This is a genomic window from Clostridium sp. OF09-36, from assembly GCF_003481985.1.
In the GTDB taxonomy this organism is placed as follows: domain Bacteria; phylum Bacillota; class Clostridia; order Lachnospirales; family Lachnospiraceae; genus Brotaphodocola.
The window spans coordinates 18,883-40,634 of the sequence record NZ_QUMD01000023.1; the positions used below are offsets into that span (position 1 = coordinate 18,883).

Here is a 21,752-nt window from a genome sequence, read left to right on the forward strand (position 1 = left end):
TTGCCGGAAAGCATAGCGGTAAGCTCCTGCGGGGTCAGACGCATAGCGCGTACAAGCTGCACGATTTCAAGGTTTTCCGCTTCGGTTTTCTGTGCTTCCAGTCCGCGCAGCTTGTTCTGATACTCCGTGATTTTCTCACGGGTCTTTTGGATTTCCTTTTCAATTCTTTCGATTTTACTCATTGCCATAAATTTTTTCTCCTTTCGATTTTCAAAAATGTGTCAGTTCCAGTTCATCAGCCCGTACCCTTTGATACAGGCATAGTCAAGGGGATAGCTCTTAATCTTGCAGGCGTCGCCGGAATTGCCCTCCACGGTATAAACGCGGTTTGCGTCCCTGCCGATAACAAGCCCTACATGGTCTGCGCTTCCGTCTAAATCCCAGTCAAAAAAGATAGCGTCACCGGGGGCAATGTTCTCATAGCCCCGCGCGCCCCATTGCCCGTGAGAGGTAAACCACGGAATACCCTGCGACTGGCAGGCGGCAAAGCGCGGCTCGGAAAGTCCCATTTGCCCGTAGCACCAGGACACGAAACAGGCGCACCATTCCACGCGGGAGTTGAAGCCGTACCAGCTCCAATACGGATAGCCGCCCACATTTCCGACTTGCTGCTTTGCAAGGTCAACGATAGCGGTATTACCGGGGCGCGTTCCGTTTACAAAGTCCACGCCGCTTAAATCCTCGGACGCGGAAGTGTCGGGAGAGCCGCCGCCAAAGATAAGGGGCTTGTTCCCGCTTGTCTGCAAGTACACCCGGTACATTTCCAGTTGTTCCGGGGGCAGATTATTTTCCGCAATGGTGGATAGCGGGGTGTTCGTCATCTTGACGTTTAAGATGTAATACTCATAAGGCACTTGTACCGTATAGGTGTCCGTATGCTCGTTGCCGTCCTCGTCTGTCCATGTGTCGGTGCGTTCTTCCTCCCGGTAGCGTATTTCCACTTCCTCGGTCAGCGTCAGCTTGTATTGCTGATTGAAAATCCGTTGTAATTCGCTCTGTACCTCGGCGCGGGTGTAGCTTTGGTATTTTGCGGTCAGATAGGACGCTAATTCGTGGGGGTTATGCCCGATATTTGCAAGGTCATAGCGGTACTCGTCATAGCCGGGGTGGGTGCTTTCGATAGCGTCAATCTCGTTTTGCAGCCCGCTTTCCAGTCCGGCATAGGCATTTTCCACTTCCACAAGGTCGCTGTCCTCGGAGGTATAAGACGTTCCAAGCACGCCGTTTAACGTGCCGGAAAACATTGCACCACAAGAGGACAGCCCGGACAGAAGCATAATGAAAAGTAGCAGCGCCCCGACAGCGATTGCCACGCCCGCCGGGTGTCTTGCCACAAACGCCGCTGTCTGCTTCGTTTTCTCGGCGGCTTTGGCTGCCGCTTTGCGGGTGCGTTCCGCTGCGCCCTTGATACCCTTTGCAGTATTGCGGGCTTCCTTTGCATACTGCTTTTTAATCTGCTGTTTCTGCCAAAAACGGGAAATAGGGTTAGAGGTAAGCTGTGGGTTATCATGCAGGGTCTTATGATACTGAAAATCCACGTTTGCCTTGAAAGCAGCTTTTTCAGCCTTTGCCGCTTCCCGGTAGGGTTTCAGCTTATGGTTGCGGTAGCCCTGCTTGATTTTCCGCGCCCCGTACTTCAATCCCCGTTCTGCGGCTTCCTCGCTCTTGTGTGCGCCCTCCACGCCGGAATTATCCTTTTCGACAGAATGGATTTTGTTATGTACCAAAATCCCGGCTTCCTGTGTGGGGCGGGATAGCGGGTTGTGCTTCTCCTTAAATCCGGGCGGCTTGTCCTTTTCCTCAAAGTGCAGGCGGGTCTTGCCTTTCCCGGTGGTTTCGTCAAAGGTGCGCTCTTTTACCAGTTTCTTTTCTTTGGGGATAGCTGCCTTTGCCTTATCCAAGCGGTCGGCGGCTTTGTCGGATTTCTTGATATACTTTTCAAGCTCCGGGGCAGCGCGTTCCTCGTCGGTAAATTGCAGCCGGGAAGATTTCGTCCCGGCGGTAGCTTCCGCCTGTGCCTTTCGTACCGCTTTTTTAGACGCTTTGCGGGTATGGGCGGCTTCGATATGCTCCATGACGCGCTCCGTTTTGCCTGTGTCCGCTTTGGGGGCAGCTCCCGGCACATGGGGCAAGGGAGAAGTCGGGGAAGCTGCACCTTGTAGCTGTGCTGCCTGTTGCTCCGGGGATTTCTGAAAATCCGCGTCCTGCGTCCGCTTGCTGATACGTTCCGTGTCTCCCGTGGTCTGATTTTCTGCGATAGCCCCGTCGCGGGTCATTTTCTGCGTGATTTTATCACGAGGTTTGTATTGCTTTATGGTTCTGCACCTCCAATCCGCGCCCCTGCAAGGGCGCAATACTCGGCGTTCAGTTCAATGCCGATATAGCGGCGGTCAAGGCTTTTCGCTGCAAGCCCGGTGGTGCCGCTTCCAAAGAAAGGGTCAAGGACAACGCCGCCTGCCGGACAGCCCGCCAGTATGCACGTTTCCGCGAGCTTCGGGGGATAGGCGGCAAAATGCCCGCCCTTATACGGTACGGTATTGATAAGCCAAACGTCCCGCTTGTTCCTTGTGGTCGGCATAAGAGCGTCGTCATAATAGCCGCCGCTGCGGGTTTTATTGATACCCTGTACCTTGCCCTGTCCGGGTATTTCCTCGGCATATTTGTGTCCTGCGCCGCGCCCCTGCCGGTACCGCGCAGCCGTTCCCGGCGCAATCGGCTCTGCAATGGCGGCAGCGTCATAGTAATATTTCTTTGATTTCGTCAGTAAAAAGATATGCTCATAGCAGCGGCTCGGTCGGTCGCGGCAGCTCTCCGGCATAGGATTTTCTTTCAGCCAGATAATATCGCTGCGTAAATACCACCCGTCAGAGCGCAGGGCAAAAGCAAGCTGCCACGGAATACCGATTAAATCCTTTTGCTTGCAGCCCGCTTTCATGCCTGTGCCGCAGTAAGTGTCTGCGATATTCAGCCAAAACGTCCCGTCGTCTTTGAGTACCCGGCGCAGCTCCCGGAATACTTCTACAAGCCTGTCAATGTACTGCTCCGGCGTGTCCTCCCGTCCAATCTGTGCGTCAAGCCCGTAGTCCCTAAGTCCATAGTAGGGCGGGCTTGTGACGCAGCAGTTCACGCTTTCACTCGGCAGCTCCCGCAGGGCATAGAGGCGTCGCGGTTGATGATTACGTCCGTTTTCATGGCTTGCTCACTTCCTCCGGCTTTGTCGTAAGCAGACGGTAAAGCTCGGTGTCGGTTGGGAAGCGGTCAATGAACGGCAGCACCACATTCCCGTAAAAGATAAGCCCCTCGCCTGCTTCGGTGTGGGTTACATACTTCATCTGCTGCGGGGAGATGTTAAGCTGCTTTGCAAGGATAGCCCGGTCGCCTGCGGCTTGATTGAGCATGAGGACAAAATCGGAGTTTTCAAAGATATTCTCGACTTCGCGGCTGCTTAAAAGGTCTTTGACGTTCTGTGTGATTGCCGTCGGTATGCCGCCCCATTTACGAAAACGCTTCCAAATCTCCACGGAATAGGCTGCGGTCTGTTCCTCTTTCAAAAGCAAATGAAATTCGTCCATATAGTAACGGGTTGCCTTTTTCTCGGCGCGGTTTACGGTAACGCGGTTCCACACCTGGTCTTGCACAATGAGCATACCTAATTTCTTGAGCTGCTTTCCAAGCTGCTTAATATCAAAGCAGACAAGGCGGTTAGAAAGCTCTACATTCGTTCTGTGGTTAAAGACGTTCAGACTTCCCGAAACATAAAGCTCCAATGCCGCCGCAATGCGGGCAGCTTCCGGCTCCGGCTGTTTCAGCAGTTCGTTGTAGAGGTCGCCCAAAATCGGCATTTTTGCCGGGTCGGGGTCTGCAAGGAAAGGTCGGTACACATTCCTAACGGCGCGGTCAATGACGGTCTTTTCCACGGGCTGCAAGCCCTCTTTGCCGCCGATAACAAGCTCGCAGAGGGAAAGGATAAAGTCGGATTTCAAGGCAAGCGGGTTGTCGTCCTCGGAGTAGTTGAGGTTAATATCCATAGGGTTCACATACTGGGGCTTGCCGTCCATGCCTTTTCCGGCAGGCGACAGACGTATCACTTGCCCGCCCAAACGCTGCACAAGGGAAAAATATTCTGCTTCCGGGTCGCAGATAATAATATCGTCGTCGGTAATGAGAAAGGCGTTTGTCATTTCCCGTTTTGCCGCAAAGGATTTACCGCTTCCCGGTGTTCCAAGAATAAGCCCGTTGGGATTTTTCAGTTGCTTGCGGTCGCAGAGTATCATGTTGTTACTAAGGGCATTTAAGCCGTAGTAAAGGGCTGCACCCCTTTGGAAAAGCTCCTGCGTGATGAACGGGATAAAAATAGCGGTGCTACTGGTCGTAAGCCCTCTTTGAATGGGGATAAGGTTCTCCCCAAGAGGAATAGAGGACATAAAGCCCGCTTCCTGCAAATAGTCAAGGCGGGTCAGAGCGCAGTTGTTTTTCTGTGCAAAGCCCGCCGTAGCAAATACGTCATTATCTAGTTTCCGTTTTGTGTCTGCCATGTTTACCACAAGGAACGTCAGCAGAAACATTCGCTCGTTGCGGCTCTGTAAATCCTGCAACAGATTTTTTGCTTCGCTGCCGAAAGTAGCAAGGTCGGACGGAATTATATCCATGTCATACCCGCTGCGTACCGCTTTTTTCTGTTCCTCAATCTTCATCTTGTCGAGGTCGGTTATCTTGCGCTTGATAGTCTTGATTGCTTCGCTCTGGTCGATACTGCGGATATGCATATTGACGATTATCCCGTTTTCAAGGTCGAGAATGTCCGAAAGCATACGGTCATTCAGCTCCGGCGCAAGGATTTCAAGGAACGATACCGCACCAAGTTTTCGCCCCATGCGGAACGTGCGCCCGTCGCCAAAACGGAACGAGGACGGGGCGATAAAGTCCTTTGTAGAAAGCCCCGACGGCACAAGCCAGTCCCAAGAGAAGCGGAACGGCTCGCCCTCCGGGTGGAAAATCCCATGCAGGACGTTCAAGCGTTCCTGTCCGTTCATGGGGCGGGCGGTTACACCAAGCACCTTAAAATTATTCAGTACATCGGTTTCGATACGGGAAAGGCGGGCTTTTGCCGCCGCAAGATTGTCCGCTTCAATGGAAAAGGTAATGTACTTGCACTTTTCCAGTCCGTTGTTGCCTTTTTCAAGCTGATTTTTCAGCATATCCGCGTACTCCCTGCGGATAGAGTTAAAAGCGTCGTCCTGTGCCGGAATTTCGATAGCCGCCTGTGCCTTTTCCTTTCTTGCGCCCTGATTGATGAAAGAGAGCTGCACCGAAACGGAAGCGTCAAAGTAGTTGAGAAAATCGCACCAGTTTTCAAAAATGGCGGTCTTATCATCTGCCTGTGCAAGCTGATAGTTAATATCTTCAAAGACAAGGCTTTTACTGTATTTCTTTTCCGTTACCCTGCAAATCCCGTCCGGGTACATCTGCAAGTAGGGAATGGTCTGCTGCGCGGTGTGGGGCTTCCCGTCGCCCTTTGCCGCCTGTATCACGGCGGCGATTTCTTTCTTTTCTGCGCGGGTCAGCTTACGCTTCACGGGATTTTTTACCGCGCGGGTCATGGTTTTTCGTTCTGCCATTGACAATAGCCGATACCTCCTTTTCCAGTTTTCGTTGTTTTTCTATGACGGCATAAAAATTTTCCGTCTGATAGGGGCGTTCCTTTGGTCGGATAAACTTTGTCTGAATGACGTTCTTTATCACGACTTCAAGGGGCTGCCCGTGTTTTTCATACATTGCCAAGAGGAAGCAGGGAAGCATAACGACAATCATTGCAAATGCCGCCATGCTTGTTCCCGCGCTGTCTTTGAGCAAAAAGAAAAGCGGTAGTCCCATAGCGAGGGCTGCCGCAAAACATATAATCTGCCGCTTTGTCAGATTAAAAGCGACTTTCGTTTTGATTTTTGATAAGTCTTTGGGTACGGGTACATACGCCAAGTGAAAACCTCCTTTCGGTCTTTAGTGGGCGTTAAAAATTGACTTCGCAAGTGTGCCTGTTTTGAATAAAGAGAAGCACAAAATCACGGTGTAGGCTGCAAGGGAGAATATCGCGCTGTGTAGGTTATCCGCTACAATCATGCTGCCAACCAAAACCGCATAAATGCCGACGCATATCATTATGAGGAAGCCTTGAAAACCGAGGGCGAACAGGGCTTTTAAGTAGTTGTTGCCTATCTGCCCCCACTCTCTGTTGGTCATAGTTGCAAACGGGATAGGCGATACCGAACAGTAAAGGTAAATTTCTATCATTCTGCCGTACAGAATAACCGTGATAAGCACCGACATGATTTTCATGCAAAGGCTCACAAGGCTTGTTTCCATAACGAGCAAAAGCAGTTCGGGGATTTCCATAGCGTCAAGTCCGGCTTGCATGGACGAGAGGGCGGCGTCAACGTCGATATTCGTATTGCCGCCGATCACGCCCGCCGCGCCGGAAACAACGTGCTGCGCCATATCGAACACCGCCATAGTGATAGTAAAGGTGTGGGTAACGAGATACACCGCTACCCACGCCTTGAAAAACCACTTAAAGAACATGAACGTGTCAATATCGTGCATATTGTTCTTTTCCGTTACCATGCTGATAGCTCCACGCATAGAACGTAGGTAATGACAAGCCCCGCAATGGGTACAATCACATTTTCCGATAAACTCTGTATCATGGAAAATATGCCTGCGTTCCACCCCTGCGGGGTCTTGCCTACCTCTGCGGCGATAGTTCCGACTTTTTCGTTTACGTCCCCGAACATAGTTGACAGATTACCGTTAATGGCTCCAATGAGGATTTCCTTTATCCATTCGTTAATCGCGTCAAGTATGCTCTGCATAGGCAGTTACCCGCCGCTTAACCGAACAGGCCGGAAAGCAGAGGTACAAGGGTGCCACCGATAAGGGCAACGCCGCCGCCCGCCATGAGCTGTTTCATACCCAAATAGGTGTAGGAAACCGGCTCGATGGCGGGCGGCGGCGTGTCAAGAAATATCTATGGAGTTTTTTTAGAACCGCCCCGGCGGGGCAGGTCAGGCTGTGACCTGCTCCACTTCCGGGAGGGGTTTGAGATTAAAATGAATTTCGATAGAAATGTGTCTTGTTTTATCGCTGTCTATGCTCTCATGGACAACGATTTCTTTAATCAGGCGATTAAGGGTAGCTGCGTCCAGTTCCGTGATGTCGGCGTATTCCTGAATGGCTTCTACCCACTGGCGGGCGTCATACGCAAGCCGGATTTCATCGGCCAGCTTCTTCCGGCCTTCCTCAACCCTCGCCTTCAACTCGGCCTGTTCCTTCTGCGTCTTTTCCATCAGCAGATTGAAGTTTGCTTCGCTGATACGTCCGGCAACCATATCCTCATACAGCCGCAGAACCATCTTTTCCAGAACGTCAATCCGTTCCTCGTCTTTGGCAAGGGAGCGTTCCAACGCTTCCCGCTGGCCTTTCTGCTCGGCTTCGCAGGTGTCGGACAGCTTCCCGGCAACGGCTTCCCCGTCCATCAGGGCGGCTCTGGCACACTCCCGGATTTTGTTCAGTACAAGCCGGTACAGGGTGTCGTACTCAACCCGGTGCTGGGAACAGTGCTGTTTCCCGTAGGCATTGTAGGTCTTACAGGAATAAATCTGCTTCGGGTGCTTCTCGTTGGTGTAGCGGATAGTCAGCGACTTCCCGCACTCGCCGCATTTGATAAGCCCCGCAAACAGGCTGATTTCCCCGGTCTGGCGGGGGCGCTGCCGGGATTTCAGCTTGCGCTGCACGATGTCAAAGGTCTTGCGGTCAACAAGCGGCTCATGCTGGTTCTCCACGACAATCCATTCCTCCGGCTTCTTCTCCCCGATGGTGCCGATTTTGAAGCGGTATTCCTTCTTCTGGGAAGCGATAGCGCCGGTATAGACGGGATTCATCAGGATGTCCTTAATCACGGTAAAGTCCCAGATATACCGCCCATTTACCGGGTCTTTCTTTTCCCACTTGGTTGACACGTTCCGCAGCCCCCGTACCCGGTTCCAGTAGGTCGGGCAGGGGATTTTTTCTTCTTCCAGCCTGCGCCGGATGTAGTTGGGGCCGTGTCCTTCCAGCGCCCACGCAAACAGACGCCGGACAATGGGTGCCGTTTCCTCGTCAATCAGCAGGTGGTTTTTGTCCTCCGGGTCTTTCTGGTAGCCGAAGGGGGCAAGGCAGCCGGTAAACTGGCCTTTCTGCGCTTTCAGCAGATAAGAGGAATGAACCTTCTTGGAAATGTCCTTGCTGTACATCTCGTTGAGGATGTTCTTGAACGGCGCAATGTCGTTGTTGTCCCGCATGGTGTCGATACCGTCATTCATGGCGATATAGCGCACGCCGTGGCGGGGGAAGAAATCTTCAATCAGGAAGCCGGTCTGCAAATAATTCCTGCCTAACCTCGATAAATCTTTCGTTATCACAAGGTTGGCCTGCCTGCGCTCGATGGCTTTCAACATCCGTTTCAGGTCGGGGCGCTCCATGTTCAGCCCCGTGTAGCCATCGTCCTGATAGACTGCAACAACCTCCCATCCCTGCTTCTCGCAGTAGTTTTCCAGCATATCCCGCTGGTTTGCAATGCTGGCGCTCTCCCCGTCAAGGTCATCGTCCTTGGAAAGCCTGCAATAAATAGCCGCCCGGAAGCTGCCCGCCAGTATTGCGTCCATGCCTGTATATTCCATTCCGTTCATCATAACCGTTTACCCGCACAATCCAGACGGAACACGGTCATGCTGAACCTTGTCTTTATTATACTCTAAATCTTGCTTTTTCGCAAGATATTCTTTATCATTTCTCTGGCTGTATTTCTGTGCAATCAGGCTCACGAAAACGTCCGTAGCGTCCAGTTCGCCGTCAAATACCGTTGTGACATGGATTTCAGTTTTGTTTTTTGCCATAGGCAGTTACCTCCATAAATGAAATAAGCCAGACAGGAGAGGGTCGGCAACGAAGTCCGGCAACGGGCTTCAAAAAACCTCGAAAACAATCTCTGTCTGGCGGGTTATTGTTTATTTACTTTTTCTTTTATTTTTCTGTTGCTTTGGTTGTCAGAGGGGAGAAAAGCCCGCAGTTACGGGCTTTTTCCCGGCAACCGGCTCGGCAACGGGATAGCAACGGGGTCGGCAACCGGCTGTGATTTTCCCGGATATTTCAGAAGGGAAGTTCCATCTGCTCCGTGACTTCCACAAATCCGTCCGGCGTTTTTTCACGTCCGTTGTCAGCGCCCGTTGCCGGGGCTTCCTGTTCCCAGCCCTTCTGCCTGCCGTATCCTTCAAATATCCGGGGATTGGAGAAATACTTCCATCCCGTGATACAGTGGTTCATGATGTCATTGACCTCCCGGATTTCCCATTGCTTCGGCTCGTCAAAGGGGTGGTTCAGGGCTTCTTTGAAAAGCTGCTTGGAGCATACGGCGCTGCCAGTGTAGCGGTCAAGGTATGCCTGTATCATCCCGGCCTTGGTGTCCTCCGGCATGAAATCCCGCTGGTGTTCTTTGAGGTACTGTATCATTTCGGGCGTAAAAGACAGCTTAAAATCGCCACTTTTGTAGGTTGTCATGGCTTCCGCCCATACCTGTTCAATATAGGCTCTGGAAGCGGCTTCATCGTCCAAAATGTGTATCTCGGCCTGTCCGGGGTAGACCATGACCGGCAGGAAGCGCCGGTTCCCGGAACGGTCAAGGGGCAGGAAGTCCAGCGCATTGGAAGTCCCGCCGAACACGCATTGCCGCAGCCTGTCCTCCGGGTGGGTTTCGTAGGGGATTTTATAGACCTCCTTCTGGCGGCTTAAAAATGACTTGATTTCCTCTATGCTCTTGGCGTTTGCGGTGGCAATCATCTCCGACATTTCAATTATCCAGTGGCCTTGTAGCTTGCGGTACACGTTATCATCGTCCAACTTCCGCAAATCATCGGAAAACCACTCGTCTTTTACGGCCAGCAGCCGGAAGAAGGTGGATTTCCCGGCTCCCTGACCGCCAACCAGACAGAGCATGACCTCAAACTTACAGCCGGGGCAGAAAGCCCGGTGGATGGCTCCCAGCAGGAACAGCCGCAGGGAATGGTAAGTGAAGTTGTCTGTGTCGGCTCCCAGAAAGTGACGCAGGCAGTAGCGGATACGCTCTTTCCCGTCCCAGACAAGGCCGTTCAGGTAGTCCCGGATGGGATGGTAGCTGTTGGCGTCTGCGGCCAGATCAGCGGCGTCTGCTATCTTTTTCTCGCTTGTCAGGCCGTAGGTATCTTCCAGATACAGCCGGATATATTTCATGTCCGTGTCGGTCATGGCCTTGCTGCCGGTTCTGCGTTTCCTGCCGATGGGCTTTAGAAGGTCAATACGCTCGGTCAGGAGATTTTTTGCAACCGCCCCGGAAAGAATGGGGTCATACTGGAACACGGTCAGGCAGTTGTGGATACTGTTCCGCACGCCGCCTTTCTCGGTGCCCTCCAGCATGGCCTTGACTTCCTCAACGCTCCGGGGCGGGGGTGCGGCTTCGATGGTGTCCGTCACGGCCTGCCGCAGTTCGGGCGGCAAGGTCTGCCATTCTCCACTCAAGGTTCCTCACTTCCTTTCCGTAGCTGGTAATCAGGGCAGCCCGTTCCCCTATGTCGGAGAACAGCAGCACATCCAGCAGATATTCCACATGGGATTGTTTCTGCAAGGCTTCCACGAAAAGCGGGTGCCATTCTTCCTCCGGCGTCTTGGGGGCATAGTCCCGCTTCCAGCGGCGCAGCAGATTGTGATAGTCGGACAGTACCCGGAAGCAATATCGCTCCATGCGCTTAAATTGCTGTTCCGGGCTTTCCTTCCGGGGATTTCGCTTCGGGCGGCTCCTGCTTGGTGGCTCCTTATCCTCATAGGGGATGGAGAAGTCCTGCGCCAGCATGAGGGCGGCTTCCCTGGGGCTGACGTTTTCCAGACGGGAAACAAAGTCAATCACATCCCCGTCTGCCTGACAGCCGAAGCAATGGAAGCGCCGGTCAACCTTCATGCTGGGGTTTTTATCGTCATGGAAGGGGCAGACGCACATCCCGTTTCTCCCTACCAGGATACCGTAATGCTCGGCAGCCTGCCGGGTGGTAACAGACTGTTTCACGGCTTCAAATACATTCAATAGGCAAATCCTCCTGAAAATAGAAAAAGCGCCTGTCATTCTCACGGGGAAAATGGCAAGCGCCTGATTGGTTAAAGTTCCATATCCTGTTTTTGCTGGCGGCGGGGCTGCTGGTGTTTCTCTGCCTGTTCCTCCCGGATACGCTGCTCCCGGCCTTTGACCGCCTGCTGGATGGACGGTTTCTTTCCCGGCTCTGCGGTCTGGCGGTACTGCTCGGATGGTAAAACCTGATTGAGCCAGTGGCGCACATCCCGCAAAATCTTTACATCCTCCTGTACGGCAGTCAGCGCTTCCGTCTTGGAAGCGATATTCTCTGAAAGCTGTGCCTGTTCCCCGGCCAGCTTCTTTGTGCTGTACTTCGCCCCATCAAGGTGAACCTTGAAATACCGCAGGGCAGCGTTGTAGGCGTCCAGTTCCTCCTTATGGTCGGCGGCAAATTTCTCCTTGGGTTTCTTCCAGCGGATAGCGGCATATTTCGCATGAACCGGCTTGTTTGCTTCAAAGTTCCCGATATGGAAAAGCAGCCGGTCAATCTCTTTCACACGTTTCTCCATCGGCCTGATTTCCTCACGGATGGAAACGGCCTGTGCGCTGGCTTCATCCAGATAGGCGTCAAGGCTCTCTACGGTGGAAATCTCTTTCTGCCGCAGGAAGTCAAGGGCTTCCATAACCTTGTTGAAATCGCCAACGGTTCCTTTTAACTTCCCCTTGGAAGTCCAGCCGGTACGTTCCTCGCTCCGTTTATCCAGATACCGGGAAAGCAGTTCGGGGATGGTCGGCTCCTTTGCCTGTTCCAGCGCTTCCAGCAGCGCCGCCTTTTTCTCTTTCAGGCCGGACAGCCAGCCCTTTAAGCTGCGTACCATCTGCCGGATAGACTGCATGAGGGAATTGGCGGCTTTGATGTCCCGGTTCAGGTTGCCGATGTTGGTCTGTATGCCTTTTTTCTCCAACTGGCTGACCGCTGGTCCCATGTGGACAGTGGGGATTTTATCAATCCCCTGTCGGACATAGGAGCGAAGGTCAAGGCGCTCCGGGCTGCCGATGGCTTCCAGATAGCGGTTCGCTGTGTCAGCCCAGCCCTGCCGCCATATCTCAGCGTACTTCTGGTCGTTCCAGTCCACGGTATCCTCCTTGTGGCTTTTCCATCTGCCGGACGCAAGCCGGATACGCTCGCCGTTCTCGTCAAGGTCGTAGACTTCCGGCTCTTGGGAAGCCACTTGCCCTGTTCGTCCATCGCCCGCATGGTAAGAAGGATGTGGGCGTGGGGATTTCCGTCCCCCTTGTCATGGATGGCAAAATCGGCAATCATGCCCTTGGAAACGAAAAACTCCCGGCAGTAGTCCCGGATAAGGTCGGCGTACTGTGACCGGGGAAGTTCCCTCGGTATGGCAAGCACGAACCTCCGGGCAAGCTGGGAGTTCCATTGTTTTTCGATGGCTTCGGCGGCGTTCCACAAGGTATTCCGGTCTGCGTACTCCGGCGGGGCATGGGGCGGCAGCATGATTTCGGTGTGGACGATTTCGCTTTTATGGGAATAGTATTTCTGTTTCTGGTCGTATTCGGAAAACAGCCGTTCCCCGCTCTGGTAGGCGGCAGACGCAACGGCTGACTGGCGCTTGCTGCGCTGGATGATTTTCACATCAAAGTGCGGGCATGGCAAGTCGTGTCCTCCTTTCTCCCGGCGTCCGGGCAAAAGAGCAGGGAACCTGTTTCAAGATTTCCTGCTCGGTGGTGCCGCCGGTGGGCGGCTGGTATTCAGTTTTGAAAGTTCGGGTCAGGTTGGCCCGATGATGGGATATTTTACAACTCAAAATTCCTATCTCAAATCAAAAAGAACGCTTTCATAGTCCTTTACGAAATACTTTATATTTGTGCGTCCTTTCTGAATAATTGTGTGGCCTTCTGCTTCCAGTTTTTCCTTTTGTGCTTCTATACCGCCGGGATATTTTGCGTTCAATTCCCCGTTTGCCTTTAAGGTTCGCCAATACGGGGTTTCATCTTCGGAACGCTGGTAACTCGCCCATGCTGCAATAGATACAAAAATTCCTGCTGTAATAGGCTCTGTGAAATCCGCTCCATTCAGTTCAGCAAAATATTCACGGATTTTTCCGACAGTAATTACTTTGCCATAAGGAATTAGTTTCATTACCTTGTCATAATCGATTGGCGGGGCAAAATACATTCTGCTTCCGCCATATTTCTCAATGCTTTTCTGGTCGGTAATGGTCTGAAATTTAGGCATATCCTTGCTATCGTGTAGCATGGCATTAAAATCTTTTTTATCTTCATTCGCCATTTCTCAACACCTCCTGCCTTAATTATAGTGGAGTAGACTACTCCATGCAATGAGACGGTTTGAAAATAATCTTGAAAAATGTAATTGTGATTGGATTTGAATAAACTTGCTGAACGGGAACAGCTTGCAGCGCAAGGTGTTTCCGGGCGGCAAGTCCACAAAGGGGTAGCTGGCGGCAGCCAGCGCAGGGGAAGTGTAGCTTCCCCTGTGATGATTGGCTGGAGCCGGAACGCTGCGGGCAATCATCCGCTTTCCGCAGGAAGCCCCGGCAGGGCGCAACACACTACCTCAGGTGGTGTATAGTTGCGCCCTCTTTCAGAGGGGCAGTCCACGGGCTGCGGCTCTGAAAGCAATCATGGCCGTTTCCGGCCTGCGTCCTCTCCCTGAAAATTACCGTTACCGGCAAATACTTTTTCCATGAGCTGACGAGTGCTGTCTTTGTGGAACAGCAGCTTCAAGAACAAACTGACCTGTTCATCCGTGATGGCTTCCGGGTGGGGAAGGTAGCTTTCCAGCATGGCGGCTCTGGTGCAAAGCCGGTGCGTCCGTTCCTTCCGTGTCAGCGTCTTTATCTGGTGTTCCAACATCTTTTCTTCATGCTGCGCCCTCTGCAGCTTCTTTTCCGTTTTCTCTATCTCCTGATTGAGTGCTTCCAGCTTTTCATTCATAGGCGGCTGTCCTCCTTTTTCGGAATGAGTACATATATCTTGTTGGGTTCCCCGAAGCCCTGACGCACTCGCAGTATCAGTCCGGCGTCCTCCAATTCATTCAGGGAACGCTTCACGGTCATGGTGCTGCGGGCAAGTGCCGCCGCCAGTTCCACGATGGGGAAATGGATAAATAAAATCCCATTGGTGTCCTCTATGCCGGATACAAAAACAATATCCAACATCCGGGCGTACATGACCTTGGCGGTGCTGCTGATCGGGAGCCGCAGCATGGCTCTCGGCAGCGGCATACAGGGCGGCAAGGGGGTGTCTGCGGTCATAAATTCAACTTCCATTCAATCGGTGTCCTCCTTTACTTTTCGTTTTGAGCGTTTGGAAAGATAATGGGGGCAGTCCACAATGACCGCCCGGAAACTCTGCTTGCAAGTACGCTGGCATTTCCGGCAAAGGTCGTTGTACGTTACCCGCCCCCGTTCATTGAGGAAGAAAGACAGTTCCAGCTTCCTCTTTTTCGGCATTCTCGGCATGGTGCTCCTTAAACAAAAATCCGCCCATTTCAGCCGTAACAGCCGCAATAGACGGATAACAGATTTTAGTGTTGTGTTTCGGGGCGATTTTCAAGGGAAAAGCGGCCATAGAGCCGCCCGGAAATCCCCCGTAGTATTACGGATAGGGTAGACTATGCCCTATCGGATTGTTGTGTTTCGGTATCAATTCGGTGTTCATTTTCGCCGGTTCTCCCTGATGTCGTTCCTGCCCCTGGCTCTCACAACGGCGTTTCGCTCCCTTTGGTACGCTCGTTGCGGTCATGGTTCCTCCATTTCCCTGCCGCAAGTCGTTGCGCTACATCGCCGAGGAGCATATCCCATACAGGCCGGTCATTCGATTGGAATAATCCATCGATGAACTAAGCCCATTATGGCACATTTTTGAGCCTTCTCCCGTATATCCACAAAGTAGGAAAACCGTCCCAAAAACGAAAATTTCCACGATTGCGGAACGGGTATGGTATAATGGGATGGACGGCGGCAGCCAGCCGCAGGAAGGAGCGATGTATCTATGAAAACCCGCATTTCCGTACAGGAACGCCTGAAAGATTTACGGGTGGAACGGGGCTTAAATCTGGAAGAACTGGCGCAGGAAACCGGCATTTCAAAATCAGCCCTCGGCAGCTATGAAAACGACAACGATGAATACAAGGAAATCAATCACGGCAGCCTGTTGAAGCTGGCAGACTTTTATCAGGTGTCCGTTGACTATCTGCTCGGCCTTACCAACAATCGGAAATATGAAAACACGCCGATAGAAGAATTACATTTGAGTGATGAAGTCGTGGAACTGCTGAAAAGTGAACGCTTCAACAACCGGCTGCTGTGTGAGATTATCTCCCATGAAAAATTCAGGGAACTGTTGGCAGACGCAGAAATCTATGTGGACGGGATAGCAACCATGCACTTTCATGACACAAACAGCTCACTGGCTGCTTTACGGGCTATGATACTGGAAGAACATCCCGAAGCTACGGCAGACCGGGCAATCAAAGTATTGGAAGCCTGTCAGGTAGAGGAAGAAGATTTCTTCTGCCATGTGACGCACAAAACATGGGATGCCATTCTCCACGACATACGCAAGGCGCACGAAAATGACAGTGAAAGTGCGCCGGATACCACGCCCGCCGATGAACTGATACGGGAAGTACAAAAGGCCATGCAATCGCCGGGGGACAGGGTTCAGCAATTCACGGAGATATTCTGCAAGGCGTTTCAGCTTAAATATAAGCGGCTCTCACAAGAGGAACGAAGCCTTTTGAAGAAGCTGTTCAAGAAATCCCCGCTGATAAAACAGTCCGGTATGAACTTCCGGCGCAGGCCGTGGAAATGAAAACTGCCGTTGTGGGAATGGTTGTTCCTGCAACGGCAGCTTTGATTATATATGAATTTGGAAATCCTGAAACTTAAACAATCCATTTCCCTGTTTGAGTTTTCCGGCTCTCTCTAATTGTGCAAATCCGGCTTCAATATCGGCTATCAAAGAAACGGGAATATCCAACTGATGGTGTCCGGGCAGAACTTTTTTTATATTGTATTTCCGTATTCGCCTTATAGATTGATAGAATAGCTTCGGGTCGGTAGTTGGGTAAAATGCGTCCAGGCTTCCCTTGTATATCAAATCCCCGGAATACAAATAGTTTCGTTCTGGTTCGTAAAAGCAACAATGTCCGGGAGAATGTCCCGGCGTGTGAACAACTTGAATTTCCCGCCCGCCTAAATTTAGAAAATCGCCATCGTGTAAAATTCTTTGTGGGATACCTTGAAAAATCTGATAAGCGTTAATATCAAAATCTCTTGGAAAATCACAAGGAAGCCTTGTCAAATTATTCTTCACAACTTGCAATGGTATCGGAAACCTGACCGATAGCCAGTCCTTTTCCGCTTCATGTACGGCGATATTATCAAAATACTTATGCCCGCCAATGTGATCCCAATGAACATGAGTTGTAACTGTCATAACAGGCAGCTTTGTCAGAGAGTCCACAATTTTTCTGATGTTGGAAACGCCTAAACCTGTATCAATGAGAATAGCATATTTTTCCCCACATAATAGATAACAATGTGTTTCTTCCCAGTGCTTGTATTCGCTAATAGAGAATGTATCACGGTCTATTTGCTCAATGGTAAACCAATTATCCATTCCACATAATTACCTCCAGCAACTGAATTTCCAGTTAAAACCACTTTGCATTTTCATCTCTGAAATGTGGTATATTGCCATCTTTATAAGGGTCATACCGATTTTCGTTACAACCAAATTCTTTTAAGAGAGCAATCTTGCCATCTGGCGTCCATTCTATCAGTGACATTCCATCAAACGCTTCTACGTTACCGGCGTCCATCTTATTTTTGAAATACCATTCAACAATGGTTTGATTGCCTTTATGGAAAAATTGCTTGATGTCCCATTGCAAGACAGTTCCACGGGTATTCCATTCCTCAAACCAAAGTTTTATTTTCTTGGAGCCGTGGTACTCTGGCCCCCAACTTTCAATATATACGGCATTATCAGAAAATACATTAAATATACCCAAATCTTTTTTTGCAAGCCACATATCAAACCAAAGTCTGATAATTTTTTCTCTATTGTCCATTTCGCAGCGCCTTCCTTGTCAATTTAATTTTTCAGCGTCTTTGTCCTGCTCTAATTCAATTACATCCAAAATGCCACAATTCAGGGCTTCGCAGATACGAACCAGCGTTTCCATGCTGATGTTTTTGCCTTTACCCATGTTGGCAATCATATTTGTGGTAAGACCGGCGGCAATCCGCAAGTCCTCTTTCCTCATATTGCGCTCAACCAGCGTGTGCCAGAGGGGTTTATAGCTTATGTGCATTTATCCTCCTGCCTTTCTCCCGGTTCCGGGGTTTCTGTTCCCATTATATCAAAGTTCTTGCTATTCCACAAATATTTCTTGACACAACCGCCGGTTCCGTCTGGATTGTGCTTTTCCTTTCTTTTCTTGATTACATCTACTTAGCCATGAGCTGCTTCATGCCCTGGCTTTTTGCACCTGGGTTGTCATTTCCGTAGCCCTCCAAGAGGTTGATAACGCCCCAAATGCCAAGACCTGCTCCGAGAGCGATAACGAGTGTCTGTAAAACGCCTACTGCGCTGTTGAAAAATGCCATAATATAACTCCTTTCTGCCGCTGTGCGGCTGCCCGAAAAAGGGCATAAAAAACGGCGGTCAGTTTTCGATAACTGCCGCGGTCATAAGTCCCCGCGCTGCGTTTGTTGCTGCGGCGCGGCGGTATTCAGTTGTAAGGGTGCGGCTTCCTGCCGCGATACGCGCAAGGAGTAGGGGCGCGTACCATGTAGCCCGTGTTTATTATTTTTACTTTAAGCTCCCTCCTTTTCAAAAAGTGGTGTGTAGACAGGCATAATGCCGTACTGCCGTTCCCGGACAGCTTCGATATACTTGATATAGGAAATACCTGCCTGTCTTGTCCTGCGTTCCTGTTCCCGCTGCATTTCCTCGGCAGCTTCCACAAGCCCGCTGATAGCCCGGATTAGCTGCTGTTTTGCCTTTTTCTTTCTGATACGCTTATTCATTTTCTGTGTCCTCCTGCAAATCTGCTTCGTCAACTTCGTAATAGTCAAATACCTCGTCCGGCTTTACGATTGCAGGACGGCGGCGCAAGTGCTTTTCCATGTCAAAGGCATTTTTCTTGTCAAAGTCGGAAAGGTACTTGTACTTCGGGTGTTTGGTAATATCGTATTTTTCGGAGAAGAACGGACGCACCCCGCGTAGTTGCAAGATACATTTCCCGCCGTCCATGACCGCAATTTCATCTTCGCTCATAAGCTGCTTGCCTAACTTCTGATAGTTCAGCCCGTGGGAAAGCTCCCGTCCTCTTGTTTCGGAAGTGTTGAAGCTGTCAATGGTTTCTTTCCCCAAGATTTCCGACATTTCTTTAAGGGTCGTTTTCTCCTTGCCGCCCAAGAACAGGGTCGTATCGCAGTTGCCGACAATGGTATCGGCGTTGTCCTTGTAGATAGCCTTTAGCTGCGACTGGCTCTGCAAGATGATGGACGCGGAGATTTCGCGGCTCCTTATCGTGGCAATGAGTTTTTCAAACTTCGGTATCTGCCCGATATTTGCAAACTCGTCAAGCAGACAGCGCACATGAACAGGTAGCCGCCCGCCGTACACATCATCTGCCTTGTCACAAAGCAGATTGAAAAGCTGTGTGTAAAGGATTGATACAACAAAGTTAAAGGTGTCGTCGGTGTCGGAGATAATAACAAAAAGCGCGGTCTTTCGGTCGCCTAAGGTGTCAAGCTCCATTTCGTCGGTTTCCATCAGCTCGCGCAGTTCCCGAATGTCAAAGGGGGCAAGACGCGCACCGCAGGAAATGAGGATAGAGCTTCTTGTTTTTCCGGCAGACAGCAAAAACTTCTTGTACTGGCGCACCGCAAAATGTTCCGGGTCTTTTTCCTCCAAGCGTTCAAACATGAGGTCAACGGGGGATTGAAATTCCGGGTCGTCCTCGCGGGCTTCCGACGCATTTATCATTTCAAGCAGCGTCGTAAAGTTTTTCTCATTCTCCGGGGCTTCGTACCAGATGTAGCCGATAAGGGCGCAGTAAAAAAGCCGTTCCGATTTCACCCAAAAATCCTCGCCGGATTTTTCCCCGTCGCCTTTGGTGTTGGCGATAATGGTATTTACCAGTTTCAAAATATCCTTTTCGCTGCGCAGATAGGCGAAGGGATTGTACCGCATGGATTTCTTGAAATTGATGGTGTTTAGCACTTTGATTTTGTACCCGCCCCGCTGCAAGAGCTTCCCGCACTCGATTAAAACCGTTCCTTTCGGGTCAGTGACTACATAGCTGCTGTGCATTTGCATTAAGTTGGGCTTTACAAAAAACCTCGTTTTGCCGCTGCCGGAGCCGCCGATGACAAGTACATTTTTGTTTCGTGCATATTTCGGGTGCTTCGGGCGGCTTGACATCATCAGCCGTTCGGTCTGCGTCAGCAGCACGTTATTTTCAAAAATGGGGTCGATATACGGCTTTATATCCTCGGCATTGCCCCATGAAGCGTTTTGTCAAGTGCTTTTTAGAGTTATTGACGCGACATATGCTCTTTTTTCCACGATAAAGCCCCACGCGGTCATACATGGGGCTGTGGGATTATGGTTGAAGTGGCGAAGTGGCAAAGTGGCAAGGTATCTGGGTTTTGCCACTTGGATTTTGCCAGTTCACTTTTTTAGGGCGTGATACCATGCTGCGCCGATACGCTTTGAGGTAATGCGCCCGTCAAGGTTTTTCTTTGCCGCCCGGACAGTACGGGCAGAAATTCCCGCGTCGGCTGCGGCTTTCTCTATGTCCTCGCTGGCAAGTTCTTTTCCGTCTGCCAGTAGGTCAAGTATCAGCTTTTCAGCCTGTTCGGTTTTGGTGGCGTTGTTGCCGCCCGCGCCGGACAGCAGCTCGTCGGCAGTTATATCATATTCGCTATCCACTCAAAGCCTGTTTCCGGGTCAAGGCAAAAGGCAACGGGCTTTCCCTCCGGCGCAAGGGAAGATTTGTCGTGAATGATAACACGCACATTCGGCTCACGCTTCACGCGCCCGATTAAAAGGACGCTCCTTGCTGCGGCTCTAAAGTCGATAGAACCTAAGCCCCTGTATGCGCTCTGTCCTCCGGCAGCTTTGTTAAGGTGTCCGATAAGGATAACGGCGCACCCGGTACGCTCCGCAACTTCGGCAAGGCGGCGAAAAATGGGGCGCACCTCGTTTGCCTTGTTCATGTCGGCTTTGTCGCCATATACGCCTGTATGGGGTCAAGGATAATCAGACGCGCCCCGTTCTGTATGATTGCTTTCTCTATGCGCTCGTCGGACAGGGTAAGCTCCCGTTTTGCTTCATCAATCACAAGCACCCGGTCAAGGTCTGCGGCGGCTTCTATCAAGCGGGGTTTGACGGTATCTCCCAAACCGTCCTCGGCGGTCTGATAAATAACTTGAAACGGCTGTATGGGCTTCATGCCCGGAAGCGTCCCGCCAGTGTACAGGCAGCGGCAAGGCGCAGCGCAAAGGTGGTCTTTCCCTCGCCGGGGTTGCCCTGTACTATGGTTACTTTCCCAAAGGGGATATACGGCTCCCATAGCCATTCAACGGTCTGTGTGTCAACCTCGCTCATGCGGATAATCTCAACGGTTTCTTCCTGTGGCGGTTCTTTCAATCCATAGACAGCTTCCCGCAGATATTTCCCGTCTGTGATTTCGCCCCGGCGCGTCTGCACCTCGTTCCAGTCTTTGAAAAGAGGGATAAGGCGGTGGACGGTCAAGCCCTCCGGCATAAGCTCCACAAGGCGGCTACAAGCGTCGTTTCCGGCTTGGTCGCTGTCAAGGCAGAGATATACGGTCTTGATGTTCGGGCGGTCAGAGAGAAAGCGCATAAGGGCTTTATCTCCCACGCCACCCAGCGCAAGATAGCTTTGCTTCTGCCAGTCCTTTTTGAACAGACAGAGAAAAGATAACAGGTCAATAGGGGCTTCAAAGACAAACAATCTTTCGCCCTCGCCCCGATAGCAGAAGTTAAAGGCTTTGTCGCTGCCTTTCACATCAAGCCGGAAGTTCCCGGCTGTGCCGCGTTGGTGGGCGTATCGTGGTACTCCGTCCTCGTCCCGTCCTACGAATACGGCGTTATGGTGGGCGGCTTCCTCGTAAATATCCCCGGTGGAAAAGAAAAAGCCCGACACATCTTCATCAATGTGGCGGGCGGCTGTGAGGAAGTTCCTCGCTATGTGGTTGTCGGTGTTGTGGGGCGGCAGTCGAAAGTCAGAAAAGGACGCGGGGCTTGGTCTGTCCGGCGGCGGTGCTGCGCCTTTTTCTCCTGTCAGCAGTTCTACGGCTTCGGTAAAGCTCTTTCCGAAAAACTCCATGACAAAATCAATGGGTGCGCCGCCTTTGCTCTGGCTGTGCCTGTACCATTTGTTTCCCCGAATAGTCAAGCTGTCATGCCGTTTCCAGCGGTATTCCTGTCCGGCGCGGGTAAGCTGCTCGCCCTGTCCTTGCAGAAAAGAAACAAGGTCGGCTTGGTTGGCGCAGTCTATTTGTTCTTGGGTGTAATACATAAAATTTCAACTCCTT

20 protein-coding genes and 7 pseudogenes are annotated in these 21,752 nt (G+C 51.3%); 1 reads left to right on the plus strand and 26 read right to left on the minus strand.

The window, feature by feature from the left end; genetic code table 11:
- Positions 1-47 precede the first annotated feature (47 nt).
- From DXA97_RS21090 to DXA97_RS20295, 16 genes and pseudogenes are all read right to left on the minus strand, one after another.
- A pseudogene (locus DXA97_RS21090) lies at positions 48-188 on the minus strand (DUF4315 family protein); the annotation flags it as partial.
- A 33-nt stretch (positions 189-221) separates the two neighbouring features.
- Positions 222-2,276, minus strand: a complete 2,055-nt coding sequence (locus tag DXA97_RS14880; RefSeq protein ID WP_118660503.1) for a CHAP domain-containing protein — start codon at positions 2,274-2,276, stop codon at positions 222-224.
- A gap of 35 nt (positions 2,277-2,311) precedes the next feature.
- Positions 2,312-3,192 (minus strand): annotated as a pseudogene (locus DXA97_RS14885) (site-specific DNA-methyltransferase).
- Positions 3,189-5,618: a VirB4-like conjugal transfer ATPase, CD1110 family gene (locus DXA97_RS14890; protein ID WP_118720945.1), complete on the minus strand. Its 2,430-nt coding sequence runs from the start codon at positions 5,616-5,618 to the stop codon at positions 3,189-3,191. Before DXA97_RS14890 ends, DXA97_RS14885 begins: the two are co-directional and overlap by 4 nt.
- Positions 5,566-5,976: a PrgI family protein gene (locus tag DXA97_RS14895; protein ID WP_035290041.1), complete on the minus strand. Its 411-nt coding sequence runs from the start codon at positions 5,974-5,976 to the stop codon at positions 5,566-5,568. Before DXA97_RS14895 ends, DXA97_RS14890 begins: the two co-directional genes overlap by 53 nt.
- Positions 5,977-5,997: 21 nt before the next feature.
- Positions 5,998-6,866: pseudogene (locus DXA97_RS14900) on the minus strand (CD0415/CD1112 family protein).
- Positions 6,867-6,883: 17 nt separating this feature from the next.
- Positions 6,884-6,967, minus strand: a pseudogene (locus DXA97_RS14905) (Maff2 family protein); the annotation flags it as partial.
- Between the two features lie 91 nt (positions 6,968-7,058).
- On the minus strand, positions 7,059-8,723 hold the full coding sequence (locus DXA97_RS14910; RefSeq protein WP_015514789.1) for a recombinase family protein: 1,665 nt from the start codon (positions 8,721-8,723) through the stop codon (positions 7,059-7,061).
- A 6-nt stretch (positions 8,724-8,729) separates the two neighbouring features.
- The gene (locus tag DXA97_RS14915; protein WP_015514788.1) at positions 8,730-8,927 is read right to left on the minus strand and encodes a hypothetical protein; all 198 of its coding nucleotides are present in this window, start codon (positions 8,925-8,927) and stop codon (positions 8,730-8,732) included.
- 253 nt (positions 8,928-9,180) lie between these two features.
- Entirely contained in the window at positions 9,181-10,479 is a 1,299-nt protein-coding gene (locus DXA97_RS14920) for a virulence-associated E family protein (RefSeq protein WP_025579734.1), read from the minus strand.
- Between the two features lie 13 nt (positions 10,480-10,492).
- Positions 10,493-11,140 (minus strand): CHC2 zinc finger domain-containing protein, encoded by a 648-nt coding sequence (locus tag DXA97_RS14925; RefSeq protein WP_182436923.1) that lies wholly within the window; start codon positions 11,138-11,140, stop codon positions 10,493-10,495.
- Positions 11,141-11,211: 71 nt separating this feature from the next.
- A pseudogene (gene mobQ, locus DXA97_RS14930) lies at positions 11,212-12,800 on the minus strand (MobQ family relaxase).
- Between the two features lie 156 nt (positions 12,801-12,956).
- Positions 12,957-13,436, minus strand: a complete 480-nt coding sequence (locus DXA97_RS14940) for an MGMT family protein (RefSeq protein ID WP_015514786.1) — start codon at positions 13,434-13,436, stop codon at positions 12,957-12,959.
- Positions 13,437-13,789: 353 nt separating this feature from the next.
- Entirely contained in the window at positions 13,790-14,104 is a 315-nt protein-coding gene (locus DXA97_RS14950; protein WP_025579729.1) for a DUF3847 domain-containing protein, read from the minus strand.
- Positions 14,101-14,439, minus strand: a complete 339-nt coding sequence (locus tag DXA97_RS14955; RefSeq protein WP_025579728.1) for a DeoR family transcriptional regulator — start codon at positions 14,437-14,439, stop codon at positions 14,101-14,103. The genes DXA97_RS14950 and DXA97_RS14955 overlap by 4 nt, the downstream gene beginning before the upstream one ends.
- The gene (locus DXA97_RS20295; RefSeq protein WP_172455309.1) at positions 14,440-14,631 is read right to left on the minus strand and encodes a hypothetical protein; all 192 of its coding nucleotides are present in this window, start codon (positions 14,629-14,631) and stop codon (positions 14,440-14,442) included. It lies immediately after the preceding gene.
- A 532-nt stretch (positions 14,632-15,163) separates the two neighbouring features.
- Here DXA97_RS20295 and DXA97_RS14970 point away from each other — a divergent pair.
- The gene (locus DXA97_RS14970; protein WP_025579723.1) at positions 15,164-15,985 is read left to right on the plus strand and encodes a helix-turn-helix transcriptional regulator; all 822 of its coding nucleotides are present in this window, start codon (positions 15,164-15,166) and stop codon (positions 15,983-15,985) included.
- Between the two features lie 45 nt (positions 15,986-16,030).
- On the opposite strand, the gene DXA97_RS14975 is transcribed toward DXA97_RS14970, so the two are convergent.
- From DXA97_RS14975 to DXA97_RS21110, 10 genes and pseudogenes are all read right to left on the minus strand, one after another.
- Entirely contained in the window at positions 16,031-16,795 is a 765-nt protein-coding gene (locus DXA97_RS14975) for an MBL fold metallo-hydrolase (RefSeq protein WP_015540951.1), read from the minus strand.
- 34 nt (positions 16,796-16,829) lie between these two features.
- Positions 16,830-17,249 carry a nuclear transport factor 2 family protein gene (locus DXA97_RS14980; protein ID WP_025579721.1) on the minus strand — a complete coding sequence of 140 codons (420 nt, stop codon included), beginning with the start codon at positions 17,247-17,249 and terminating at the stop codon, positions 16,830-16,832.
- An 18-nt stretch (positions 17,250-17,267) separates the two neighbouring features.
- Complete coding sequence (locus DXA97_RS14985) at positions 17,268-17,492, minus strand: helix-turn-helix domain-containing protein (protein WP_015540949.1); 225 nt, start codon at positions 17,490-17,492, stop codon at positions 17,268-17,270.
- A 142-nt stretch (positions 17,493-17,634) separates the two neighbouring features.
- Positions 17,635-17,787 (minus strand): annotated as a pseudogene (locus DXA97_RS14990) (Maff2 family protein); the annotation flags it as partial.
- 210 nt (positions 17,788-17,997) lie between these two features.
- Entirely contained in the window at positions 17,998-18,210 is a 213-nt protein-coding gene (locus tag DXA97_RS14995) for a hypothetical protein (protein ID WP_005928546.1), read from the minus strand.
- A pseudogene (locus tag DXA97_RS15000) lies at positions 18,203-19,705 on the minus strand (type IV secretory system conjugative DNA transfer family protein); the annotation flags it as partial. The gene DXA97_RS14995 and the pseudogene DXA97_RS15000, both read right to left, overlap by 8 nt.
- A gap of 156 nt (positions 19,706-19,861) precedes the next feature.
- On the minus strand, positions 19,862-20,122 hold the full coding sequence (locus DXA97_RS21095) for a hypothetical protein (RefSeq protein ID WP_243107698.1): 261 nt from the start codon (positions 20,120-20,122) through the stop codon (positions 19,862-19,864).
- A complete protein-coding gene (locus tag DXA97_RS21100) occupies positions 20,101-20,409 on the minus strand; it encodes a helicase RepA family protein (protein ID WP_243107699.1) in 309 nt (102 codons plus the stop codon). Before DXA97_RS21100 ends, DXA97_RS21095 begins: the two co-directional genes overlap by 22 nt.
- Positions 20,406-20,672 carry an AAA family ATPase gene (locus tag DXA97_RS21105; protein WP_243107701.1) on the minus strand — a complete coding sequence of 89 codons (267 nt, stop codon included), beginning with the start codon at positions 20,670-20,672 and terminating at the stop codon, positions 20,406-20,408. Before DXA97_RS21105 ends, DXA97_RS21100 begins: the two co-directional genes overlap by 4 nt.
- Positions 20,642-21,736: a toprim domain-containing protein gene (locus tag DXA97_RS21110; RefSeq protein ID WP_243107700.1), complete on the minus strand. Its 1,095-nt coding sequence runs from the start codon at positions 21,734-21,736 to the stop codon at positions 20,642-20,644. The genes DXA97_RS21105 and DXA97_RS21110 overlap by 31 nt, the downstream gene beginning before the upstream one ends.
- Positions 21,737-21,752 lie beyond the last annotated feature (16 nt).